Origin of the sequence: Bacillus sp. BB51/4 (assembly GCF_008368845.1) — a bacterium.
In the GTDB taxonomy this organism is placed as follows: Bacteria; Bacillota; Bacilli; order Bacillales; family Bacillaceae_G; genus Bacillus_A; species Bacillus_A wiedmannii.
This window is the reverse complement of the sequence record NZ_QOSC01000008.1, coordinates 120,423-144,216: the sequence shown is the minus strand read 5'-3', so window position 1 is coordinate 144,216 and position 23,794 is coordinate 120,423. Positions and strand designations below refer to the sequence as shown.

Genomic DNA, 23,794 nt, shown 5'->3' with positions numbered 1-23,794 from the left:
ATTTAAGTTAGGTACTACAGTGTGATCAATCAAGTAAAGAGGTGTAACGTATTATTGGTATAAATGACTACCAGTGTCTTTAAATTCTTTCGCTTTCTCTTTCATCCCTTTTTCAATTGCTTCTGTCGTTTCTAAATCATTGTCTTTCGCATATTCACGAATATCATGTGAAATTCTCATACTACAAAACTTCGGTCCACACATTGAACAGAAATGAGCCGTTTTCGCGCCTTCTGCTGGCAATGTTTCATCGTGATATTCCATCGCACGTTCAGGATCTAAAGATAAATTAAATTGATCGCGCCAACGGAATTCAAAGCGAGCTTTTGAAAGTGCATCATCACGCTGATGAGCCGTTTTGTGCCCTTTCGCAAGATCAGCTGCATGTGCAGCAATTTTGTACGTAATAACCCCCGTGCGAACATCATCTTTATTCGGCAAACCTAAATGTTCTTTCGGCGTTACATAACAAAGCATCGCCGTTCCAAACCAGCCAATCATCGCCGCTCCAATTGCCGATGTAATATGGTCATAACCTGGTGCAATATCTGTCGTTAACGGCCCAAGTGTATAGAACGGCGCGCCCTGACAAATATCAAGCTCTTTCTCCATATTCTCTTTAATTAAATGCATCGGTACATGCCCAGGTCCTTCAATCATCACTTGCACATCATGTTTCCAAGCAATCTTCGTTAATTCACCAAGTGTTTCAAGCTCAGAAAACTGTGCTTCGTCATTTGCATCTGCAATCGAACCTGGACGTAATCCATCTCCAAGAGAGAACGAAACGTCATACTGCTTCATAATTTCACATATCTCTTCAAAATGAGTGTATAAGAAGTTTTCTTTATGATGGAATAAACACCACTGTGCCATAATTGAACCACCGCGTGAAACGATACCTGTCGTACGCTTTGCAGTAATCGGAATGTAACGAAGTAATACGCCAGCGTGAATTGTAAAGTAATCAACGCCTTGCTCCGCTTGCTCAATTAACGTATCACGATACACTTCCCACGTTAAATCTTCTGCAATTCCGTTTACTTTTTCCAGCGCTTGATAGATCGGTACAGTTCCAACTGGTACAGGCGCGTTACGAATAATCCACTCACGCGTCGTATGAATATTTTTACCTGTAGATAAATCCATAATCGTATCCGCACCCCAACGCGTTGCCCACGTCATCTTCTCTACTTCTTCTGCAATTGAAGAAGATACAGCAGAGTTTCCGATATTTGCATTGACCTTCACGTGAAAGTTACGGCCGATAATCATCGGTTCTGCTTCCGGATGGTTAATATTCGCTGGTAAAATGGCACGACCTTCCGCGATTTCCTTACGAACAAACTCAGGCTCTACTCCTTCACGAATCGCAACATATTCCATCTCAGACGTAATGATACCCTTACGTGCATAATGCATTTGCGTAACATTTCCACCTTGCTTTGCTCTAAGCGGCTGACGATCCATTTGCGGGAAAACAGGCGTATGTTTCAAAGCCACTTTCACACCGTCATCCTCTGGTTTTACTTCGCGCCCTTCGTATGCTTCTACATCTCCGCGCTCCAAGATCCAAGAGTGGCGCGGCGCCTGCAATCCCTTTTCCAGTTCCACTTTATACGCAGGATCTGTATAAGGGCCGCTCGTATCATATACACGAATTGGCGGATTCGGAATACCGTTCGTTTCGCTTTGTTCAATCTCGCGCATCGGCACTTTCATACCCGCGCGTGGTCCATCCACATACACTTTCTTACTTCCTGGTAAACTCGATTTCAATTCAATTTGCTCAGCTGAAACAGACTGTTTCATAACCTTTGTTGCCCCCTGTACGTGACAAGGACAAGATATGGCCAGCGTATGCCAAAATAAAAAGAGCCAGGTCCATAAAAAAATAAGGACCTGGCTCATAAAGACATCATTATGTAAAGCCGTTAACTTCCCTACGCTGGTACGAGCCAGATCAGGTCCAAAGGGTTAAGAAGTTCACACGCTTCTCTCTCAGCCTACGCATACGTTAGGCACCCCCAGTTTATCACTGATTTAATTTTCAATACTTTCCCATCATACACGATAATCTGAAAAATGCAAAGTTTATTTCTTTTGTTGTTTATGGAATCATCCACGTTAAATAATATGCCTGTACATACGTCATAATACCAACAATAATTACGAAGAATAAACTATGCTTCACTGTAAAGCGGAATAAATCTGATTCTTTTCCAGCAAGTCCAACTGCCGCACAAGCAATTGCAATCGATTGCGGAGAAATCATTTTTCCTGTTACGCCGCCCGTTGTATTTGCTGCAACGAGAAGTACTTCAGATACACCGACTTGCTGCGCTGTAATCGCTTGTAAATTCGAGAACAGTGCATTCGCTGACGTATCGGACCCTGTTAAAAATACACCGATCCAGCCTAGGAATGGTGAGAAGAACGGGAATAGTCCGCCAGTTCCTGCAAGTGCTAATGCTAATGTAGAAGATAGACCAGAATAGTTTGCGATAAACGCGAATCCTAATACGAATCCGATAGATAGAATTGGCATCTTAAGCTCATTTAACGTTTCTTTAAATGTTACTACTGCATCTTTTGCACTCATTTTCAAAATAAAGATAGAAATGATACAAGCAATTAAAATTGCTGTTCCCGTCGCTGATAAAATATCTAATTTCAAGATTGCTTCATAAGGCGTCGGTTTATTTACAATTGGCTCTGCTTTCATTACTAAATTGTGTAAGCCTGGAACTTCAAACTTAAACACAAGGCTTTCCAAAGCACCGCCTGAAGCAAATAACGCTTTAAAGAAACTTTGGCTCCAAATGACTACCATCACAGTTAAAATAATGAATGGAGACCATGCTTTTACTACTTTTCCTACCGTTAGTTTTGGCATAGATATCGCCGTTGCTGCTACTTCACTATTTGCTTCTTTAGACTGATAGATTTCTTTCGGCTGCCAAACTTTTAAGAATAGCGATAAACTCACTAAACTTACAAGTGCTGACGTAATATCCGGAAGTTCTGGTCCTAAGAACGTCGCTGTAATGAACTGCGTAATTGCAAATGAGCTACCTGCTACAAATAGAGCCGGCCATGTTTGTCTTACTCCTTTAAATCCATCCATTAAAAATACGATAAAGAACGGAACAAATAATGATAAGAACGGTAATTGATGTCCAGCCATTTGTCCAATTTTATGTGGATCAATACCTGTTACTTGTCCAGCAACTGTAATCGGAATTCCCATCGCTCCGAACGCTACTGGTGCCGTATTTGCGATTAAACACAGACCCGCTGCATATAAAGGATTTAACCCAAGACCTGCAAGAAGTGCTGCCGTAATTGCTACTGGTGCACCAAATCCTGCTGCCCCTTCCAAAAATGCTCCAAATGAAAAACCGATTAAAATAACGAGTAAACGATGGTCATTCGTAATGGATAATACAGATGCACGAATCACATCGAATTGACCCGTTTTCACAGATATTTTATATAAAAATACCGACATAATGATAATCCAAGCAATTGGCCATAGTCCGTATAAGAAACCATATCCCGTCGCTGCCATCGCCATCGTGAACGGCATCTTATAAGCGAATAAAGCCACTAAAATTGTAAGTACAACTGTAATAAATCCTGCCACATACCCCTTCATGCGGAAAACTGCTAAAGCTAAGAAAAAAAAGATAATCGGAATAAGTGCGACCGCTGCCGAAATCCAAATATTTCCGAACGGATCATAAACTTGTGTCCATGTGTTCATTGTTCTCTCCCCCTAAAGAATCCCCTTTTAAATAGAATAACCTCATCAATAGACTATCAGGTCATCATACCTTTAAGTCTGAAATAAAAAAACGCCCAAGAAAACGTTTTCATTAATTCTACCATAACAATTTTCATTTAAAAAGATTTTTTTGAAAATTTTATTATTTAACAGGAAATCTTACAAAATCGTCACGTTCCTGTAATGTTCATCGATAGAAAGCTTGCCAAAACTATTGCATAATAATAGTATAACAACAGACATTATTCATGAGGTGATATATATGAATGGAAACAAAATATTAGCTGCTTTATCATACTTTAGTGTACTATTTGCCCCTATCTTATTCCCTATTATCGTTTGGATTGTAGGCGATGCTGAAACAAAACCACATGCAAAACGTGCTCTATGGACACACATTATTCCAAGTATCGCTACATTCATCGGCGTAACTATTCTAGGAATTATGGGTATCGGATCTGACCAGCCAGATGTAACACTTGGAATTGGAGCAATGATTGTCTTATGTATTTGCGGAATTATTAGCTTATACTACTTCATTTGGAACATCGTAAAAGGTATTAAAGTGCTGAAAGCTTAAGTTTAAACAAACGTTTGATTAAAACAGCACGCATCATAATAAATGAAATTTTATCGGCAATACGACAATCTTTTAATAAGAAAAAACCGTCCCAAAATACCTTTTGGGACGGTTTTTTTATCTTCTGCGCTTCTTCTTTTTTCTCATCATTTTCTTGCGGCGCGTATTCACTTTATCCGCTATAATGTGAAGCGTGCTTGCCACAACAATTCCCATTATGAACGTTACAATTTCAACCTCATGTTCCTTCGCAATTTCTATTAAATTCCCGTCAAACACGATTATATTTAATAGGAATAAAAACGGAGAAAATACAATTAACATGTATGCAATACGAATCACATCACCAAGTATAATTGTATGTGTAAAGAAGGAGCGATGCGGCATGACCTTCTTATACGGATACCAAAATATACGTAGGAACCCCCATTTATTATACGCATTACTATATGTATCTAAATCCGGCGTTAAAAATGAAGTACCTACTAAAAAGCCAATTGCAAAAGTTAATAAAAAATCCAAGTTTGTTAATCCATACGAAAAGAGCATAAACAAAACAACCGGAAGGGATATTAAATTTATTTTCGTATGCGTTCTTCCTGATGGCATAATGCACTTCCTCGCTTACGTTCGCCCTGTCACCATATGACAGTTCTCACCTATTGATCTAATTTCTGATCGATAAAGGATGTGTCTATATCCGAACCAAACCATTCTGCCAACTTCACTCGCGCCTTATCTTTCACCTCTTCATTGACGTATAACGACGCTTGTAATAGAGCAGCCATTAACGCCCCTAAATCATCTGTATAACCAACTCCAGCAATGAAATCTGGGATGGCATCAATTGGTGCAATAAAATAAGCAAGTGCTCCAATCACAATAATTTTCACTCGCTTTGGAACATCAGGTCTTTGCAAAACATAAAACAATAATAAACTTGCATAAATGACCGACTGTCCCGCTTGCTTTGCAACATGTTTTGCTTTCTTCCAAAACGCTTCAACTGAAAATTTTTGTTCCATGTAAAAGCCTCCCTATTTTTTTAAAGAAATAAGCTACAATATGTTATCAGTAAAAGTTCATCAAAATTACACATAATCTATCAATGAACTTTCATTGTAACAAACAAACGAAAAAAGAACAAGTGTTCGTTAATTTTTACATACTTCCCTTCATATAATAGGTTTCTAGATAACCACTCACCCATTGTCATTTCTTATTTCTCAACAAGAAAATTTTCACTTTCACTTAACATTCTGCTCTACCTTTGTTATATTTTCTAGTTGACGGACATATAAACGAATGTTAAAGTTTTCTCTGGTAGTGACAAATCTTATACAAAAAATGTAAAATGTTATAGTGTTTCTCAGAAATGAATTTTGTTGTATAATACAGAAATGACGTTATGCTTATGAGCAGCACAAGAAACCAAAAGGGTATGCATAGTTATAGTCGTATATGGGTGAATATAGAACCTCTAATTATGGCCAAGAAAACTATGTATTTTTTATTTTAGCATTTTTCGCTCCAAAATCGACCAAGCCTGATAGAGAAAGGGTGGAAATGAATGAAAGAAACCTTGAAATCACAATTTCAAAATGTGCGTTTCACTGTATTCGTAGCTTTAGCTTTATGGCTGAAGACGTATCTTATTACACGCACAAGCTTTGATTTAAAACTTGAATCTTTCATGCAAGAATTCATTTTATTCCTTAGCCCATTAGCAGCATCATTACTGCTTGTTGGTCTTGCATTATTTGCAAAAGGGAAAAAACGTAACTATATAGCACTTGGAATTAATTTTGTTTTAACAATCGTTCTTGTTGGTAACGTAATGTTCTACGGATTCTACAATGACTTCGTTACTTTACCAGTACTAGGACAAACATCTAACTTTGGAAGTTTAGGTTCTAGTGTGAAAGAATTGTTTAACTACAAAATTATCCTTGCATTTGCTGATATTATTGTATTCTTCATTTTATTGAAGAAGATGAAGAATTTTGCACCGACAGAACGTGTAGCACGCCCAATGCGTTCCCTATACTTCGTGTCAACAGTTGCTATTTTCTTCGCAAACTTAGGACTTGCAGAAGCTGAGCGTCCTGAACTATTAACACGTTCATTCGACCGCGTTATGCTTGTTAAAAACTTAGGTTTATATGTACACCAAGTGTATGATCTTGGCTTACAAGCAAAATCAAGTTCACAAAAAGCTTTTGCTGACGGTAGTAAATTACAGGAAACAGAGAACTACGTAAAAACAACGCAAAGCAAACCAGATCCAAATATGTTTGGTACGGCAAAAGGGAAAAACGTAATTGTTGTCTCTCTTGAGTCATTACAAACATTCTTAATTGGTGCAACAGTTAACGGACAAGAAGTTACACCATTCTTAAACCAATTTACGAAAGAAAGTTATTACTTTGATAACTTCTTCCATCAAACTGGGCAAGGAAAAACATCTGATGCTGAATTCTTAGTAGATACTTCAATGTATCCACTAGACCGTGGTGCTGTATTCTTCACACACGGTAATAACGAATATACAGCAACTCCAGAAATTTTACGTGAGCAAGGATACCATACATCAGTATTCCACGCGAACAACGCAACATTCTGGAACCGTAACATTATGTATCCGGCACTTGGTTATGATCGTTACTACAACGAGCTTGACTACAAGATTACGCCAGAAACGAAATTGAATTGGGGATTAAAAGATATCGAATACTTCGATCAATCTATCGATATGTTAAAAGAAGTGAAGCAACCGTTCTATACTCGCTTCCTTACTTTAACAAACCATTACCCATTCACTTATGATGACAGCACGAAATTAATCGATGAATACAATTCTGGTGATGGCGTATTTGACCGTTACATGGTAACTGCTCGCTATTTAGACGAAGCAATGAAACACTTTATTGAACGTCTAAAAGCAGAAGGTATTTACGACAACTCAGTTATCGTATTCTACGGTGATCACTACGGTATTTCTGAAAACCATAACCGTGCAATGGCACAGTTCTTAGGAAAAGAAGAAATCACTGCATTTGACCATATGAACTTACAAAAAACACCGATGTTTATTCACGTTCCAGGTCAAAAAGAAGGTAAAACAATTTCAAAACCAACTGGTGAAATTGACATTAAACCAACAATTCTAAACTTACTTGGTGTAGATTCTACGAATCAAGTTCAATTTGGTCATGATGTATTCTCACCTGATAATAAAGGATTCGTTGTTCTTCGTGACGGTAGCTTCATTACAGATAAGTACATGTACACGAACAGTACATTCTACGACCGTACTACTAGCGAAGTTGTACAATTACCAAAAGAAGAATCTCAACCACTCATTGATCGTGCCCAAAATGAATTGAACATGTCTGACAAAATCATTGAAGGTGACTTACTTCGCTTCTCTGAAAGTAATAAGACCAAAACTGGTGAAGTAAAGACAGCTATTAAAGAAGAAAAGAAGAGCGCTGAGTAATCTCAGCCTCTTTTTTTTATATTTCTCCATACAATCACTTATATTCATTAACTTTAACATTACATAACCTTTACCAAATATTCACATAGAATTAATGAAACATCTCTATAATAAAATATGTAAGCAAGGTTCTATATATTTCTTATCTCTCATCTGTAATAAGATCCCTTAAAGAAATATATGAATCGTTTATTTCTACTTTCTTATAGTTGTCTTTCACTATGTTTTGTTTCCATACACAAAACATTCAATAAGACGATGTCCCTATGAAAGATAGCTACCCTCCTTGTGCAGCATTCCATCAGAATGTTGCTTTTTTTTATTCAAAAGCAGGATTCTTATTTCTCATTTTCGAATTTGTATATACAAAATGCTGTAAATCATTACTACTTCTCTACCATTTACAAATACATATACGTCATATGTAAAGAAGTACTCACATAGAAATTACTATAGTGATTTTTATTCCGAATGAAAGCTTCACTTTACTTATGCACTTACGAAAGGATGGGACGGAAATTGGCATATGAAAGATTTGTACTATGGAATGATGCAGTTATTGATACAACAAAACATCGCGCGTACATAGAACTTGAAGAAAGAGGCTTGCAGTTTGGAGATGGTGTCTACGAAGTTATTCGCCTATATAAAGGAAACTTTCACTTATTAGATCCGCATATCACAAGATTATATCGCTCCATGGAAGAAATAGAATTATCACTCCCTTTCTCAAAAGCAGAACTTATTATCCTACTTTACAAACTAATTGAAAATAATAATTTCTACGAAGATGGAACGATTTATTTACAAGTATCTCGTGGTGTACAAGCTCGTACCCACACATTCTCATATGACGTCCCTCCTACAATCTATGCCTATATTACGAAGAAAGAAAGACCAGCGTTATGGATTGAATATGGTGTACGTGCTATATCAGAACCAGATACGCGCTGGCTACGCTGTGATATCAAATCATTAAATTTATTACCCAATGTATTAGCCGCTACGAAAGCTGAACGTAAAGGTTGTAAAGAGGCTCTTTTCGTACGAAATGGTACTGTAACTGAGGGAAGCTATTCTAATTTCTTTCTCATAAAAAACGGAACTCTCTACACACATCCAGCCAATCACCTTATTTTAAATGGCATCATTCGTCAGTATGTCCTTTCTTTAGCGAAAACCCTTCGCATTCCGGTAAAAGAAGAACTGTTTAGCATTCGCGATGTTTATCAAGCGGATGAATGTTTCTTTACAGGAACGACGATTGAAATTTTGCCGATGACTCACCTTGATGGAACTGCCATCCAAGATGGTCAAGTTGGCCCTATCACAAAAATGTTACAAAGATCCTTTTCTCAAAGCTTGTTACAATCCAATATGTCATCTTCTTAAACACGAATAATTTCTAACCTTTCTACATTCAATATATGTATTTAAATGGAAATCAAGGTGTAATTTATGCCTTGATTTTTTCTTGTAATCTTTTTGTCATATTCAGATTCCCGCATAAGTCTTGACAGTAATCGACATGCTCTTTAGAATTTTTAACAGTTGGTAAATATTTCTTAACTACATTACAGACAGAAAGGAATCGACAAATTATGAAAAAATACCTTGCCGGTCTTGCGGCAGTGTCTGTAGCAGGAGGAGCAGCACCTACACTTGATAGTGTTCAAGCTGCCCCTGAACAAAATACACAAAAAGCTGCTACAACTGTCCAAGCTTCTGCATCAAACAGCTCATCTTATACGGTAAACGCTAGTGTATTACATGTTCGTGCAGGATCAAGTACTTCTCACGACATCATCTCTCGCGTTTATAACGGTCAATCACTAAACGTGATTGGCGAAGAAAATGGTTGGTTCAAAATTAACATTAATGGAAAAACAGGCTTTGTTAGCGGTGAATTTGTATCAAAAAATGGTGCAAGCAATTCCAATGTAAGTACAACAGGTGGAAACAATAAAGTTACTGCTGATGTATTACGTGTACGTACCGCTCCTAACACTTCTAGTTCTGTTTCAGGACGTGTATATGAAGGACAAGCATTAAACGTAATTGGTCAAGAAAATGGTTGGGTGAAAATCAACCATAATGGACAAGTTGGCTATGTAAGTGGCGAATTCGTATCTGGTGTTTCTTCTAATGCAGGTTCTTCAAACAACAATACGAATAATAACAACCAAGAATCTGTAAAACCAGCAAGCGGAAACTATACAGTAAATGTATCTTCCCTTCGTGTTCGTACAGGTCCTAGCACTTCTCACACAACTGTAGGGTCTGTTACAAAAGGACAAGTCGTACAAGTTGTTGGCGAAGTTCAAGATTGGTTCAAAATCAATTACGCTGGACAAGCTGCTTACGTAAGCAAAGACTACGTAACAAAAGGCGGTTCTAGCGACAACGTTACACAAGGTAACAAACAAGAACAAAATAATAATGTAACCGTTCAAACTGGTGGTACTTACGTTGTTAACGCAACATCTCTACGCGTTCGTACAGGCCCTGCTGCTTACCATAGTGTAATTGGTGGCGTGTTAAATGGGACTACATTAAACGTAGTTGGATCTGAAAACGGTTGGTTTAAAGTAAACTATCAAGGAAAAACAGGTTTCGTTAGTAGCGAGTTTGTAAAATTCGTTAAAGGTGGCACTGCTACTCCTGAACAGCCAAAACAACCTGATCAAGGTGCAATTGGCAACTACTACATTAATGCTTCTGCCTTAAACGTACGTAGCGGCGAAGGTACAAATTATAGAATCATAGGGGCACTTCCACAAGGACAGAAGGTTCAAGTAATCTCTGAAAACTCTGGATGGAGCAAAATTAACTACAACGGTCAAACTGGTTACATCGGAACACGTTACCTTTCTAAAACACCAGTTGGTGGCGCAGTAGATAATAAGCCTAACAACAACCAAAATAACAATAATAACAATAACAATACAGGTAATAATAGCGGCGACAGTTCTTCCATACTTGCATATGCAAAAGGAATGCAAGGCGTACCGTACGTTTGGGGCGGTACTTCTGCTACTGGTGTTGACTGCAGTGGTTACATCTACCACGTATTTAAGAAATTTGGTCATAACATTAGTCGTCAAAGTGTTGCAGGATATTGGAGTAGCCTACCACAAACTTCAAGTCCACAACCAGGTGACTTAATTTATTTCAAAGATACTTATAAAGCAGGTCCTTCTCATATGGGTATTTACCTTGGAGGCGGATCATTTATCCAAGCCGGAGATAAAGGTGTAGCAATCGCTTCATTAAGTAACTCTTATTGGAAGAGCCATTTCTTAGGATACACGAAAGCACCTTAAGTTATATTTTTAGAGCCTTCTAGATTACTAGAAGGCTCTTTTTAATATATGTCACCTATATCCCCGAAAAAATAATGTATCTATTTCCCTATTTCATACACTATATTCTACAAAAACACTCCATAACGTTATCATAATGTATATTTTTACATAAAAAACATAACCTATTTCATGTTTAATCATTTTATATGTGTTTTTTTAAAGAATTTTCTTTTTATTTAAACTTTTCGTTAGACGTTTGACCTCCGATGTCCATTATGATAAGTTACTTAAGATGTTATATTCGTAAACGTATAGACAACTGGTTTATACACTTTTTTTACTATGAGGAAGGAGCATACACTGCATGAATCTTTTATGGGGAATTGGCGGCGTGATTGGAGTATTAGCAATTGCTTTCTTACTATCTTCCAACCGCAAAGCTATTAATTGGCGCACAATTTTAATCGCGCTAGCATTACAAATGTCATTTTCATTTATCGTATTACGATGGGATGCCGGAAAAGCAGGTTTAAAATACGCTGCAGATGGCGTTCAAGGATTAATTAATTTTTCTTACGAGGGAATTAAGTTCGTTGCTGGGGATTTAGTCAACGCAAAAGGCCCTTGGGGATTTGTTTTCTTCATTCAAGCACTACTTCCAATCGTATTTATTAGTTCATTAGTTGCAATCTTATATCATTTTGGTATTATGCAGAGATTTGTTAGTGTCGTTGGTGGCGCATTAAGTAAACTTCTTGGAACTTCTAAAGCAGAAAGTTTAAACTCAGTAACAACTGTATTTTTAGGACAAACTGAAGCTCCAATCTTAATTAAACCTTACTTAGCACGTTTAACAAATAGTGAATTCTTCACTATTATGGTAAGCGGTATGACAGCTGTTGCCGGATCAGTTCTTGTCGGCTATGCAGCAATGGGTATTCCGTTAGAACACTTATTAGCAGCAGCAATTATGGCAGCTCCATCAAGTTTATTAATTGCGAAATTAATTATGCCAGAAACAGAAAAAGTAGATAATAACGTTGAACTTTCTACAGAACGTGAAGATGCAAACGTTATTGACGCAGCGGCACGTGGTGCATCTGAAGGTATGCAACTTGTTATTAACGTAGCAGCAATGTTAATGGCTTTCATCGCATTAATCGCTTTATTAAATGGCTTATTAGGATGGGTTGGTTCTTGGTTCGATATTAAACTTAGCCTTGATTTAATCTTTGGTTACTTACTATCACCATTTGCTATCTTAATCGGGGTTTCTCCTGGTGAAGCTATACAAGCAGCAAGCTTTATCGGTCAAAAACTTGCAATCAACGAATTCGTTGCATACGCAAACTTAGGACCACACATGGCAGAGTTCTCTGCGAAAACAAACTTAATTTTAACATTCGCAATCTGTGGATTCGCAAACTTCTCTTCTATCGCAATTCAATTAGGTGTAACAGGAACGTTAGCTCCTACTCGCCGTAAACAAATTGCACAATTAGGGATTAAAGCAGTTATCGCTGGTACATTAGCGAACTTCTTAAATGCAGCAGTTGCAGGTATGATGTTCCTATAAAATGATGTAAAGTCTCCTCTTTCTAAAGAGGGGACTTTTTATTATTATGTTTACTTTTTTTGTATATATTAAATACTTTATGCCGAAATATAAGAACATTATGATACAATAATTAGTAAGTCTGTTTATTTTTTCTTACCAAAGAAGGATACTACTTATTGTTGCTCTCTCAAAAAGAATCTAGTCATCCGGTCTATTTCTTAATAATTGTGCATACTACAAGTATCCTTGCATGAATTATCTTTAAGGAGGAAAGTTTTGTGAAAGATAACTTCTATAAAGTCCTCTCTATGTGGGTTTTACAAATTTTATTTTATTTTACAACTGTACATGTAACGCAATATGAGCATGCTCTCATTTTTACAATTATATATGTAATGGTTAATGTACTATTTCTATTTTTGCCTGATAAGACTGCATTTGTTCTCTTCATATTAGGAACCATTGTTTCGGTGTTCTACCTATTCTACCAAGCATGGCTTTACTTATGGAGCACATCAGAACAATGGCAATACATTATTACTCACTTCCTAATGGCAGCAAACTTCTTCATCGTATATATATCAACTCATTTATTAAAGAAGGTTATTCATGAAAATCAAGAATTAACCGAACGTGTGAGAACGTTAGAACAATACATTGGAGAATCAAAATTATTAACAAGACAAGAATTCGAAAGACGACAAGCATTATTAATAAATGCAATGAATCGTCGTAATGAAACAGGCGTTATAATTTATTTTGACTTCACTTCCTTTAGTAAATATACGAAGGAAAGTGTTATGGACCGTATAGCTTCATTATTAGTTGAAACGGTAAGAGCTGACTTTGATCTTGTTGCTGAATATGATAACAACACATTAGTCATTTTATTACAAAACACAAATGAAGCCGGTGCCAATATTGTAATGAACCGTCTACAGCCCAAAATGGAAAAATGGCTTGCAGCTGAGGCAATTCAAGACATTAAGATTCAACGAGAACAAATCGCTACAAAAGGACCGACAGTATTATGATGACACTCGTTATACTTCTTTTATTCCTCCTGTTTTGCGTACTCGTTTTTTGGATCAGTATCACATTTTCAATTAAATATGTACTTATTTTTACAGCCTTTCTATTCTCTGCCTTACTTGTTTACTATTCTTTCTTAACACTCGCAGGTTTAGTTCACCGAAATAGGAAACGAAAAGATCGTACGCTAGAACATTATCCAAGCGTCGACATTTTAATACCAGCCCACAATGAAGGGGTCGTTATTAAAGATACTTTAGAGGCGATGGCAAAGATTGAATATCCAGGTAAACTAACTGTTTATTTATTAAACGATAACTCTCAAGATGAGACACCTGAAATTGGTGACGATTTTGACAAAGCTTATGCTCATATTCGTCACATTCGTGTTCCGGCGGGTGAACCAAAAGGGAAATCGCGTGTACTAAACTATGGTCTTAGTATTTCAGATGGTGAATACTTCTGTGTGTATGATGCAGATAACCAGCCTGAACCACATGCACTGCGAATGCTTGTAGAACACGCTGAAACAACCGAGGATGCTGTTGGAGCTGTTGGTCACGTTCGTACTGTAAATGAAAACAGAAACTGGCTAACACGAATGATTTCATTAGAATTTCAAATCTTCCAGCTCCTTATGCAATCAGGACGCTGGTTACTATTCCAAACAGGTTCACTAACAGGAACAAATATGCTTCTTCGTCGCTCTGCATTAGAAGAACTTGGCGGCTATGACCCGTATGCAATTGCAGAAGACGCTGAATTAACATTACGAATTACACAAAAAGGCTATCTCTTACCGATCGTTCCAGAATCGATTACATGGGAACAAGAACCTGAGCATTTAAAAATCCTTATTAAGCAGCGTACACGTTGGCTCCAAGGGAACTTGTACATTTTAGAAAAAATGTTTTCTTCCTTAAGTTTCTTTAAAGGAAAACTTCTCGTCCATTCCTTACAACAAGTTTTAGTGTATGTTGTATTTTGGCTATTCTTAATCATCTCGAACGTTTGGTTTGTAATTGGGTTACTCGGGATATTCCAAATTCAATATAGCATTCCGCTACTATTTATGTGGTATGTCGCATATATTACATATGTTTCTCAATTATTTAGTGCCCAGAGTGTGGAACGAACCTTTACACCAACTAATATTTTTATTAGTGTTATCATGTACTTTACGTACGCACAGCTCTTTACGTACTTATTCATTCGCAGCTTAATTTTATACTTACGTGCAAAGAGCAAGAAACAAGTCATTGGCTGGGATAAAACAGTTCGATTCAAAAAAGAAAAGTAAAACTTTAATCAGTGGGAGTTCTCCCACTGATTAAAGTTTTGTAAATAAAAATCAGCACAGAGCGCCGTATGCTCTGTGCTGATTTATTGCCGTATAAATTATATATATCAGACAATACCCCTTAGCTGAAAGTAATTTCACGTCCATCCCCCAACGAACGATTGACCTTCATTTATATACGAAAAAGTGATTGCTATTTTTGTAGAACCAATTGCTTCTCTTGCTGTTCTTTGCGCGTTTCAGTCTTAGGTTCCGTGCTTTCTTGGACACTACGATGTGCCACACGTTTCAAACAAATATGCTTCCACTTTCTTTCGTAACGTTTCATTATTCTAGATGTCCCCCTTGAATGCGCTTTAAAACTATTTGAAATCGCTTACAGGAAATAATATAGCACATATAAATAAACGTGACAACACATTTCCGACAATTTTTTGTCAAAAATACAAATAGAATCCGCAAGATATCGAACATTGTCGAAATGTATCGATTTATCTTCGTATAAAAGGCATACTACTTACATAGTAAAGTATTTTATTTCCCTGACTTGCAGTTAAAATTCCTTCTATATAAAAAAGAGCTGATACATAATCAGCTCCTTTTCCTTCTATTATTAATGACGCTTCATACGTCCTTCTTTTTGTAACTCTTTAAATAATGCTGCCATCATAAAGAAAATAACGAAGACGAATGGGAATGCTGCTATGATAGCTGCCGTTTGTAAGGCTTCTAATCCACCTACATATAATAAGATAGAAGCTAGTGCGGCTAAAACGATACCCCAAACCATTTTAATGCGGTTCGGCGGATTTAAACTACCATGTGTCGTTAACATCCCTAAAACAAATGTCGCAGAATCTGCAGATGTAATAAAGAATGTAGAAATCAGAAGAATTGCTAGCACAGATAAAGCTGATCCAAAGCTTCCCATCTGATCAAACATAGCGAACAATCCTACTTCAGTCCCCATCTCTTTAATTTTTTCAAAGATATGTGCATCGCCGAACAGCTCCATATGAATACCCGTCCCGCCGAAAACAGAGAACCAAAGCGCACCGATTACAGTCGGTACGAGTAACACACCGATAACGAACTCACGAATCGTACGTCCTCGTGAAACACGGGCAATAAACGTACCTACAAATGGTGACCATGCAATCCACCATGCCCAATAGAAGATAGTCCACGACTGAATCCATTGGTTTCCACCTTCATCTAATGGACTTAAGCGGAAGCTCATGCTTGGCAATTCCTGAATATAAGAACCGATTGTTGAAGTGAAGTAATTCATAATAAAGTTTGTTGGACCTGCAAATAATACAATAATCATAAGTGCAAACGCCAAAATAATATTCGCATTACTTAAATATTTAATTCCTTTATCAAGACCTGTTTGCGCAGATAACATAAATAACACGGTTACGATTGCAATAATAACTAACTGTGTCGGCAATGAATTCGGGATAGATGTTAAATAACTAACACCACCAGCAATTTGTTTCGCACCAAGACCTAATGATGTTGCGACACCAAACACAGTTGCAAAAACAGCTAACACATCAAATGAATGAGCAATACGTCCATGTTCCCCGTCTTTGAATAACGGACCTACTGTCGCACTAATTGTACTTGCTTTTCCTTTTCTAAAAGTAAAGTAAGCAATACACAGCGCTACAAATGCATATAGTCCCCACGGATGTAATCCCCAATGGAAAAATGAAAAACGTAATGCAAGACGCGCACTTTCCTCAGTTGCACCTTCTCCAAACGGAGGTGCGTACAAATGGTTTAATGGTTCAGCAACGCCCCAGAAAACTAAACCGATACCCATACCAGCGCTAAATAGCATAGCAAACCATGTCATATAACTATAATCAGGTTCATCATCATCTTTACCTAAACGAATAGAACCGTATTTCGAAACAATTAAAAAGATAGACACACCTAAAATAATAGAAACAGAAATAATATAGAACCATCCAAACTTACTAACTAGTGCAGTTTGAATTGCGGTTGTTACATTTCCTAAGCTACCTTTTCCAATAATAGATTCGGGAATAATCCCCCAAATTGTAAATGCAATACATAATGTTAATGAAACGATGAATGTTTTTGTCAGTTTCCTCATCAAATCCCCCTTCGTAGGTTTCACTTTTGTAAATAACATAAATTCCGATATGTAAAATCGGATAGAAAACTATAATTTTACGGTGATTTTCTTACTTTCACCTTCACCAACTAGAATTCTTATGGACAGCCTTACCTTCCGTATAATCTTTTTACTCTGCAAGAGCTATAAGATCGAAATACTGCTGTCAAATTGTGCGAGAAAAATGCGGATGGGGAATGTGTTTTCCCAAAAAAGGATGTGTTACAGATGTAAAAAAGGGCATTTTTCTTCCTTGCAACCCTTTCTGTTTGTAACAATTATGCGGTTTTTTTGCTAGTATATAGCACGTGTTTATAGTTTCACAAACGAAATGTTTATGTTTATATAACTATATTACCCATAAAACGGTAAAATACTCAAGGAATGTAACCGTTTAGTAAACATTATGTAATACTCCTGTAATATTTTTATTTACGCCGAAAACAATATGTTGTATTAAATATTTTGAATATAAGTAGAAACCTACTAATCATATAGAATGAAAAACGCTTTCTTATATTTTTTGCTATATTACAGGATGTTAACGACTGATTACGAATGGTTTGTAATTGTGTGTTTTCCTCAAATCCGAAAAAATCTGTTGCTATAATGAGGACACGAAAACAAACGCAATGGAGGCTATCATGAAAAAATTAATTGGAATAGCAACAGCAGCAGTTTTTGGTCTTGGGATTTTCACATCATCTGCTAATGCAGAAACTGTTGTAACAACAGACGTACTAAATGTACGCGAAAACCCTACTACGGAATCAAAAGTTGTCGGTAAATTACTAAACGGGAATAAAATAGATGTTCAAAATACAGAGAACGGATGGTCAAAAATCACTTTAGATGGTAAAGACGCATTCGTAAGTACAGAGTTTACAAAAAGCATCTACTACGTAACAGCTAACGTATTAAACGTACGTGCTGAAACGAACACAAACTCAGAAATTCTTGGAACGTTGAAGAAAGACGATATGATCGAAACAACGAACCAAGTACAAAATGAGTGGTTACAATTTGAATATAACGGGAAAACAGCTTATGTTCACGTTCCTTTCTTAACAGGTACAGCACCTGTTATAGAGAAACAAGAACAACCTGCTCCTGCTAAAACTGTAGCACCAGCTAAAGCGCAAGCACCTGCAGCACAAGCAAAACCAGCTGCTAAGCCTGCTGTGAAAGCTGCTGAAACTAACACACCTTCTGGTGGTCGTGAGTTAACAGTTGTAGCTACAGCATATACAGCTCACCCAAGCGAAAACGGTGGCACATACGGTGGCCGTGTATTAACTGCAATGGGTCATGACTTAACAGCGAACCCAAACATGAAAATGATCGCTGTTGACCCGAAAGTAATTCCATTAGGATCTAAAGTATGGGTTGAAGGTTATGGAGAAGCTATCGCTGGAGATACTGGCGGTGCAATTAAAGGTAACCGTATCGACATTCTACTTGGATCAGATAGCGCTGCTCAAAAATGGGGACGCAAAACTGTTAAAGTGAAAATTTTAAAATAACCAATGACTGCTAAAGCCGGTTCTCTTTGTTGAGAGCTGGCTTTTATTTTTTTATAATAACTATAAGGAGGTTATGTTCATGAATGTACAAGCAAAAGTAGACTGGATCGGTACACCAAAACCGTATATATATAAAGATGAAGTAACATACGACGCTACTTCCATTGACTTTTCACTCGCTGGCGATGACAATCGATATAGATTAATTGTGCTCAGCTTTGAAGAAAATACACATTACAAAATTGTCCAATATGGAATCAAACCCGGCTCACAAAAGCCATTTCCTATCGATATTCCATTCGAACAAAACATGTTACCAATTATAGAACAAATATTACATGATCCATATGTGCAAGCGATATTAAAGGAAACGCGCTCATAATTGTAAAAAAGGATATCACCTAGTCGAATTTTTTCGGCTAAGTGATATCCTTTTTATTTTCCCTTTGTAAACATGAGTAGAGAAAAATATATTAACGGTTCGACACGAAATATCGATTTACTGACAAAGATTGACAAGAGAAGTAAACTACAAAAAAGATGCCGTTCAAAAATATTGAAAAACACCTTTCCACCTCCATTCACAGTTACAATATGATAATCCAAATTTCATTTTTTCTGTTTTGAGCATTTTTTGTTTATAATGGTAAAGGAAAGAAATATGTGTACGGAGGAATATTATGCTGCAACACTCAATTACGAAAGATGAAATTATGATGATTGCGAATGAGTTCGTTCAAGGACTAGATCCACAGCAAACAGCTGATCAGGAACATGTCGCTACAGCTCGGCACCTATATCGTAGTGGTGTTGTCTACAACGTTGACTTTGATGGTTATACGCTATCAGGAACTGTAGATGCTGCAGGCAGCGTATATAGCGTCCATATCCCGATTCGTAACGTCGCTGAAAGCTATTGCGATTGCTTTGCACCAACGCAATGTGAGCATATGCTCGCTGTTTTACTATCTGCAGCATCTAGTTTCGGGCAAGTAGGAGATGTATTAACTTTATTTAAAAATAATACGAAACCTTCCCTTCCTCCTATTCGAACTGCAAGACAAGTATTGCAATCATCAGCGTTTGAAGAAACGGATTATAAAAGTTGGCAATCGTATTTTGACAACGAATATGAATCATTTAAAAAAGAACAAGCTCGGCTTACTTATAAACAAATGTATTTTCTTATGAGTATTTTTACAGACTTCTATACGAAACTCGAGCGGAAAGCTCCGCGTATCGTTGCGATACATGAGTTGTTCAGGCTACACGCAGCGCTTTATTGCTTTCAAAAATTATTAGAAGAAATTCAGGACTTCGAAGCAAATAAAACGTATTCTTATCACCAGCCTGTTAACGTCGTTCGCTTATTTGTAGATAAAGTGGAATCCATCGTTCGGGACTTACAATCAGAAGCGATTCCTTCAGAGTCTGAAGCAATTTTGCAAGAAACAGCTCGTCTCGTTCACGAAGTATTCTTCTCCACCGATGCCTATACGCAAGAAAGATTTTTTATTTATCGTCACATATGGAGTGAACTCTTACACAATAAAGAGAAACTGCAAGAAGAAGAAAAGCGAATCGATACGAAAATCAATCCACTTTCCAAAGCATTAGCATCTTCTCACCTACTCTTTTTAAATGACGAAGACCTATTAGCGATGGACTTACTAAAAAAACAGCCTGCTTCTGTTGTAAGTCTGTACTTCTATTGGTTAGAAGAGCTATTAAATACAATGCAGTGGGATCGTGCGAAAAACTGGCTTTCCTTTACGTATAAACAAGTGAAGAAAACGATACATGAGCACGAAAATACGATTTTCATAAAAGATATCGTTCGCTTATTTGTCATCATGTATGAAACGTATGCAACCCATACAAATGAACAAGCCGGACTCGAAATGATTTTGCAAGAGCTACTACCATATAGTTTCGCAAACTATGAGCAATACGTACTCGCGAAAAAGCAATATCGTACATGGGCAGAACTTCAGCTCTTACATGGGTTTGAAGCAATTGAACTTTTGAAAGAGCCGCTGAAAGATATTGAAAAGGAAGCACCAGAAGCAGCCCTTCCTCTTTATCACCTTGCTGCTACCGAGGCCATTGAAGAGCGAAACCGCAAATCATATAGACGTGCAGTTCGTTACTTAAAGAAATTACGTACATTATATAAACGATTAAAGCGCACTGATGAATGGGATGCTTTCATTATTCACATCGCAAACTTACATTCACGTCTGCGTGCACTACAAGAGGAATTGCGGAAAGGAAAATTAATCGATGATCAATCAAACTGAAGTAACAATTAGGCTCCAGCACGTTAGTCAAGGTTGGTTCCTTTGGGGAGAAAATGACAGCGGTACTCCATTATCCGTAACAAGTTGGAAACGAAATGCATTTACGTGGCACTCCACTTCCTTCTACGGTACGTTTCTAAAAGAAGCGACCTTTGAAGGAAAACAAGGTGTTATGCTAACAAACGCACAAGCATTTGAATACATCGCTAATAAACCGATGAACTCCTTTGCCCATATTCAAATGAATGGCCCTATTACAGCACTTACGAAAGATGCGAACGAATTATGGGATGCCTTCACAAGCGGTAGCTTCGTACCTGATATGGAGCGTTGGTCTCAGCAACCATCTTGGAAAGTGCAAAATACCCCAATCGAAGATGACACATTGGCATCTCTTTTCTCGGCCGCGGTAAATGAAAGCATATTACAAGATAACCGTTCAAACGATGGATGGGAAGATGCCAAGAGACTTTATGAACATTACGACTTTACGAAAAGACAATTGGATGCAGCACTACATGAAGAAGATTGGCTTCGAAAAATTGGTTACATTGAAGATGACCTTCCCTTTACAATCGGACTACGGCTACAAGAGCCGCAAGAAGAGTTTGAAATGTGGAAGCTTGAGACAATTGTTACACCAAAGCGCGGGGCACATCGCATATATGTATATGAAAGTATCGATTCTTTGCCAAAACGATGGCACGATTATGAAGAACGTGTTCTTGAAACACACGAAGGATTCAGTAAGCTCGTACCGTGGTTAAAAGAAGGCGATACATTCCGAAGTGAGCTCTTTGAAACAGAAGCGTGGAACTTCTTAACAGAAGCAAGTAACGAATTACTCGCTGCAGGTATTACGATTTTACTGCCATCCTGGTGGCAAAATTTAAAAGCGACAAAACCAAAATTACGTGTGCAACTGAAGCAAAATGCTACCCAAACGCAATCTTTCTTCGGCATGAATACACTCGTTAACTTTGACTGGCGCATTTCAACGAACGGCATTGATTTATCCGAAAGCGAATTTTTCGAACTCGTTGAACAAAACAAACGGTTATTCAATATAAATGGTCAATGGATGAGACTGGATCCAGCCTTTATTGAAGAAGTACGAAAGCTTATGAACCGTGCCGATAAATATGGACTAGAAATGAAAGATGTCCTTCAGCAACATTTATCAAACACTGCTGAAACAGAAATTGTAGAAGAAGATAGTCCATTTACCGATATTGAAATCGAGCTAGATGGATATTATGAAGAGCTATTCCAAAAACTATTGCACATTGGAGATATTCCAAAAGTAGATGTCCCTTCTGCACTAAACGCAACACTCCGTCCGTATCAACAACATGGCATTGAGTGGTTATTATATTTAAGAACGCTTGGATTCGGAGCATTATTAGCTGACGACATGGGACTTGGAAAAAGCATTCAAACGATCACTTACTTACTATATATAAAAGAGAACAATCTCCAAACAGGCCCTGCTTTAATCGTGGCACCGACATCTGTTCTTGGAAATTGGCAAAAAGAATTTGAGCGTTTCGCACCAAATTTACGTGTTCAGTTACATTATGGAAGTAACCGAGCGAAAGGCGAATCATTTAAAGACTTCCTTCAATCAGCAGATGTTGTATTAACATCTTATGCATTAGCTCAGCTTGATGAAGAAGAACTTAGTACGTTATGCTGGGATGCTGTTATTTTGGATGAAGCACAAAATATTAAAAACCCACATACGAAACAGTCGAAAGCAGTACGAAACTTGCCAGCAAATCACAAAATCGCTTTAACCGGTACACCGATGGAAAACCGACTTGCCGAGCTTTGGTCTATTTTTGACTTCATTAATCATGGATATCTCGGCAGCTTAGGACAATTCCAGCGCCGCTTCGTCTCACCAATTGAAAAGGACCGTGACGAAGGAAAAATCCAACAAGTTCAACGTTTTATCTCGCCGTTTTTACTGCGTCGTACGAAGAAAGATCAAACCGTCGCATTAAACTTGCCTGATAAACAAGAACAGAAAGCGTACTGTCCACTTACTGGTGAACAAGCTTCCTTATATGAACAACTTGTTCAAGATACATTGCAAAATGTAGAAGGATTAAGCGGGATTGAAAGACGCGGATTTATATTACTCATGCTGAACAAACTTAAACAAATTTGTAACCATCCTGCTCTTTATTTAAAAGAAACAGAACCAAAAGACATCATCGAACGTTCCATGAAAACGAGCACGCTAATGGAACTAATTGAAAATATAAAAGATCAAAATGAAAGTTGTTTAATCTTCACACAATACATCGGTATGGGGAACATGCTAAAAAATGTGTTAGAAGAACATTTCGGTCAGCGCGTCCTCTTCTTAAACGGTAGTGTACCGAAGAAGGAACGTGACAAAATGATCGAGCAGTTCCAAAACGGAACGTATGACATTTTCATCTTATCGTTAAAAGCAGGTGGAACTGGCTTAAACTTAACCGCTGCCAACCATGTCATTCACTACGACCGCTGGTGGAATCCAGCTGTAGAAAACCAAGCAACAGACCGCGCATATCGTATTGGTCAAAAACGCTTCGTTCACGTTCATAAACTTATTACAACGGGGACACTCGAAGAGAAAATTGATGAAATGTTAGAAAGAAAACAATCCTTAAACAATGCCGTCATTACAACCGATAGTTGGATGACCGAACTATCTACAGATGAACTAAAAGAATTACTTGGTGTATAAACAAAAGGAGCTAATCTCAAA

At 37.5% G+C, this 23,794-nt stretch carries 16 protein-coding genes and 1 riboswitch; of the genes, 11 read left to right on the top strand and 5 right to left on the bottom strand.

Going from position 1 to position 23,794, the window contains the following annotated elements; all coding sequences use genetic code 11:
• Positions 1 to 51 precede the first annotated feature (51 nt).
• Together thiC and lldP are read right to left on the bottom strand one after the other, a co-directional pair.
• Positions 52 to 1,812 carry a phosphomethylpyrimidine synthase ThiC gene (thiC, locus tag DN392_RS09365; RefSeq protein WP_000814449.1) on the bottom strand — a complete coding sequence of 587 codons (1,761 nt, stop codon included), beginning with the start codon at positions 1,810 to 1,812 and terminating at the stop codon, positions 52 to 54.
• A 111-nt stretch (positions 1,813 to 1,923) separates the two neighbouring features.
• A riboswitch (TPP riboswitch) is annotated at positions 1,924 to 2,039 on the bottom strand.
• 71 nt (positions 2,040 to 2,110) lie between these two features.
• A complete protein-coding gene (gene lldP / locus DN392_RS09360) occupies positions 2,111 to 3,766 on the bottom strand; it encodes an L-lactate permease (protein WP_001099314.1) in 1,656 nt (551 codons plus the stop codon).
• A gap of 283 nt (positions 3,767 to 4,049) precedes the next feature.
• On the opposite strand from lldP, the gene DN392_RS09355 reads away from it, so the two are divergent.
• Complete coding sequence (locus DN392_RS09355; protein ID WP_001014097.1) at positions 4,050 to 4,367, top strand: magnetosome magnetite crystal formation protein family; 318 nt, start codon at positions 4,050 to 4,052, stop codon at positions 4,365 to 4,367.
• A gap of 117 nt (positions 4,368 to 4,484) precedes the next feature.
• Here DN392_RS09355 and DN392_RS09350 read toward each other — a convergent pair whose 3' ends face one another.
• Positions 4,485 to 4,976 carry a metal-binding protein gene (locus tag DN392_RS09350; protein ID WP_001139086.1) on the bottom strand — a complete coding sequence of 164 codons (492 nt, stop codon included), beginning with the start codon at positions 4,974 to 4,976 and terminating at the stop codon, positions 4,485 to 4,487.
• Positions 4,977 to 5,026: 50 nt separating this feature from the next.
• Positions 5,027 to 5,392 (bottom strand): YkvA family protein, encoded by a 366-nt coding sequence (locus DN392_RS09345; RefSeq protein WP_000435500.1) that lies wholly within the window; start codon positions 5,390 to 5,392, stop codon positions 5,027 to 5,029.
• Between the two features lie 545 nt (positions 5,393 to 5,937).
• Here DN392_RS09345 and DN392_RS09335 point away from each other — a divergent pair.
• The 6 genes from DN392_RS09335 to DN392_RS09310 all read left to right on the top strand — a co-directional run bounded on the left by DN392_RS09335 (position 5,938) and on the right by DN392_RS09310 (position 15,061).
• Entirely contained in the window at positions 5,938 to 7,866 is a 1,929-nt protein-coding gene (locus tag DN392_RS09335) for an LTA synthase family protein (RefSeq protein ID WP_000665354.1), read from the top strand.
• 507 nt (positions 7,867 to 8,373) lie between these two features.
• On the top strand, positions 8,374 to 9,258 hold the full coding sequence (locus tag DN392_RS09330; RefSeq protein ID WP_061673549.1) for a D-amino-acid transaminase: 885 nt from the start codon (positions 8,374 to 8,376) through the stop codon (positions 9,256 to 9,258).
• 209 nt (positions 9,259 to 9,467) lie between these two features.
• Positions 9,468 to 11,189, top strand: coding sequence for a C40 family peptidase (locus DN392_RS09325; protein ID WP_064449588.1), 1,722 nt, complete (start codon positions 9,468 to 9,470; stop codon positions 11,187 to 11,189).
• A gap of 346 nt (positions 11,190 to 11,535) precedes the next feature.
• Entirely contained in the window at positions 11,536 to 12,747 is a 1,212-nt protein-coding gene (locus DN392_RS09320) for a NupC/NupG family nucleoside CNT transporter (protein WP_001051033.1), read from the top strand.
• Positions 12,748 to 13,007: 260 nt separating this feature from the next.
• Positions 13,008 to 13,763 (top strand): diguanylate cyclase domain-containing protein, encoded by a 756-nt coding sequence (locus DN392_RS09315; protein WP_088321291.1) that lies wholly within the window; start codon positions 13,008 to 13,010, stop codon positions 13,761 to 13,763.
• On the top strand, positions 13,760 to 15,061 hold the full coding sequence (locus DN392_RS09310) for a glycosyltransferase family 2 protein (protein WP_064470701.1): 1,302 nt from the start codon (positions 13,760 to 13,762) through the stop codon (positions 15,059 to 15,061). Before DN392_RS09315 ends, DN392_RS09310 begins: the two co-directional genes overlap by 4 nt.
• 613 nt (positions 15,062 to 15,674) lie before the next feature.
• On the opposite strand, the gene opuD is transcribed toward DN392_RS09310, so the two are convergent.
• Positions 15,675 to 17,189 (bottom strand): glycine betaine transporter OpuD, encoded by a 1,515-nt coding sequence (gene opuD, locus DN392_RS09305; RefSeq protein ID WP_001229107.1) that lies wholly within the window; start codon positions 17,187 to 17,189, stop codon positions 15,675 to 15,677.
• Positions 17,190 to 17,854: 665 nt separating this feature from the next.
• Between opuD and DN392_RS09295 the strand changes: the two genes are divergently transcribed.
• From DN392_RS09295 to DN392_RS09280, 4 genes are all read left to right on the top strand, one after another.
• Positions 17,855 to 18,733 (top strand): cell wall-binding protein EntA, encoded by an 879-nt coding sequence (locus tag DN392_RS09295; protein ID WP_048566682.1) that lies wholly within the window; start codon positions 17,855 to 17,857, stop codon positions 18,731 to 18,733.
• Between the two features lie 79 nt (positions 18,734 to 18,812).
• The gene (locus DN392_RS09290; protein WP_001102531.1) at positions 18,813 to 19,115 is read left to right on the top strand and encodes a DUF3910 family protein; all 303 of its coding nucleotides are present in this window, start codon (positions 18,813 to 18,815) and stop codon (positions 19,113 to 19,115) included.
• A gap of 298 nt (positions 19,116 to 19,413) precedes the next feature.
• A complete protein-coding gene (locus DN392_RS09285; RefSeq protein ID WP_000939124.1) occupies positions 19,414 to 21,033 on the top strand; it encodes an SWIM zinc finger family protein in 1,620 nt (539 codons plus the stop codon).
• Positions 21,017 to 23,773, top strand: a complete 2,757-nt coding sequence (locus tag DN392_RS09280) for a DEAD/DEAH box helicase (protein WP_088321290.1) — start codon at positions 21,017 to 21,019, stop codon at positions 23,771 to 23,773. The genes DN392_RS09285 and DN392_RS09280 overlap by 17 nt, the downstream gene beginning before the upstream one ends.
• The last annotated feature ends 21 nt before the right edge of the window (positions 23,774 to 23,794 follow it).

Coding starts and splice junctions, on each gene's coding strand:
- thiC (WP_000814449.1), bottom strand. CDS start 1,812: ATGAAACAGTCTGTTTCAGCTGAGCAAATTGAATTGAAATCGAGTTTA.
- lldP (WP_001099314.1), bottom strand. CDS start 3,766: ATGAACACATGGACACAAGTTTATGATCCGTTCGGAAATATTTGGATT.
- DN392_RS09355 (WP_001014097.1), top strand. CDS start 4,050: ATGAATGGAAACAAAATATTAGCTGCTTTATCATACTTTAGTGTACTA.
- DN392_RS09350 (WP_001139086.1), bottom strand. CDS start 4,976: ATGCCATCAGGAAGAACGCATACGAAAATAAATTTAATATCCCTTCCG.
- DN392_RS09345 (WP_000435500.1), bottom strand. CDS start 5,392: ATGGAACAAAAATTTTCAGTTGAAGCGTTTTGGAAGAAAGCAAAACAT.
- DN392_RS09335 (WP_000665354.1), top strand. CDS start 5,938: ATGAAAGAAACCTTGAAATCACAATTTCAAAATGTGCGTTTCACTGTA.
- DN392_RS09330 (WP_061673549.1), top strand. CDS start 8,374: ATGGGACGGAAATTGGCATATGAAAGATTTGTACTATGGAATGATGCA.
- DN392_RS09325 (WP_064449588.1), top strand. CDS start 9,468: ATGAAAAAATACCTTGCCGGTCTTGCGGCAGTGTCTGTAGCAGGAGGA.
- DN392_RS09320 (WP_001051033.1), top strand. CDS start 11,536: ATGAATCTTTTATGGGGAATTGGCGGCGTGATTGGAGTATTAGCAATT.
- DN392_RS09310 (WP_064470701.1), top strand. CDS start 13,760: ATGATGACACTCGTTATACTTCTTTTATTCCTCCTGTTTTGCGTACTC.
- opuD (WP_001229107.1), bottom strand. CDS start 17,189: ATGAGGAAACTGACAAAAACATTCATCGTTTCATTAACATTATGTATT.
- DN392_RS09295 (WP_048566682.1), top strand. CDS start 17,855: ATGAAAAAATTAATTGGAATAGCAACAGCAGCAGTTTTTGGTCTTGGG.
- DN392_RS09290 (WP_001102531.1), top strand. CDS start 18,813: ATGAATGTACAAGCAAAAGTAGACTGGATCGGTACACCAAAACCGTAT.
- DN392_RS09285 (WP_000939124.1), top strand. CDS start 19,414: ATGCTGCAACACTCAATTACGAAAGATGAAATTATGATGATTGCGAAT.
- DN392_RS09280 (WP_088321290.1), top strand. CDS start 21,017: ATGATCAATCAAACTGAAGTAACAATTAGGCTCCAGCACGTTAGTCAA.